Here is a 1,057-nt window from a genome sequence, read left to right on the forward strand (position 1 = left end):
AGCGGATAGTACCGTGAGGGAATGGTGAAAAGTACCGCGGGAGCGGAGTGAAATAGTACCTGAAACCGTGTGCCTACAAGCCGTGGGAGCGTCGTTCGCCAGTTTACTGGTGGGCCGTGACTGCGTGCCTTTTGAAGAATGAGCCTGCGAGTTTGCGGTGTGTAGCGAGGTTAACCCGTGTGGGGTAGCCGTAGCGAAAGCGAGTCCGAATAGGGCGACTGAGTTGCATGCCCAAGACCCGAAGCGGAGTGATCTAGCCATGGGCAGGTTGAAGCGCGGGTAAGACCGTGTGGAGGACCGAACCCACCAGGGTTGAAAACCTGGGGGATGACCTGTGGTTAGGGGTGAAAGGCCAATCAAACTCCGTGATAGCTGGTTCTCCCCGAAATGCATTTAGGTGCAGCGTCACGTGTTTCTTGCCGGAGGTAGAGCACTGGATAGGCGATGGGCCTTACCGGGTTACTGACCTTAGCCAAACTCCGAATGCCGGTAAGTGAGAGCGTGGCAGTGAGACTGTGGGGGATAAGCTCCATGGTCGAGAGGGAAACAGCCCAGAACACCGACTAAGGTCCCTAAGCGTGTGCTAAGTGGGAAAGGATGTGGAGTCGCAGAGACAACCAGGAGGTTGGCTTAGAAGCAGCCACCCTTGAAAGAGTGCGTAATAGCTCACTGGTCAAGTGATTCCGCGCCGACAATGTAGCGGGGCTCAAGCACATCACCGAAGTCGTGTCATTGCAGCATGAAGGGCCAACGCCTGCTGTGATGGGTAGGGGAGCGTCGTGTGCCGGGTGAAGCGGCCGAGGAATCGAGTCGTGGACGGTATACGAGTGAGAATGCAGGCATGAGTAGCGATACAAGAGTGGGAAACTCTTGCGCCGATTGACCAAGGGTTCCTGGGTCAAGCTGATCTGCCCAGGGTAAGTCGGGACCTAAGGCGAGGCCGACAGGCGTAGTCGATGGACAACGGGTTGATATTCCCGTACCCGCTTTGAAGCGCCAACGCTGAACCTCTTGATGCTAAGCCCGTGAAGCCGTCCTGGAGCCTTCGGGCAAAGGG

Annotated in this window: 1 rRNA gene; it reads left to right on the plus strand. The window is 56.9% G+C overall.

Features of this window, described 5'->3' with window-relative positions:
* A 23S ribosomal RNA gene (locus tag ACZ47G_RS39655) occupies window positions 1-1,057 on the plus strand; the annotation flags it as partial.

This window comes from Kitasatospora sp. NPDC030952 (assembly GCF_055571335.1).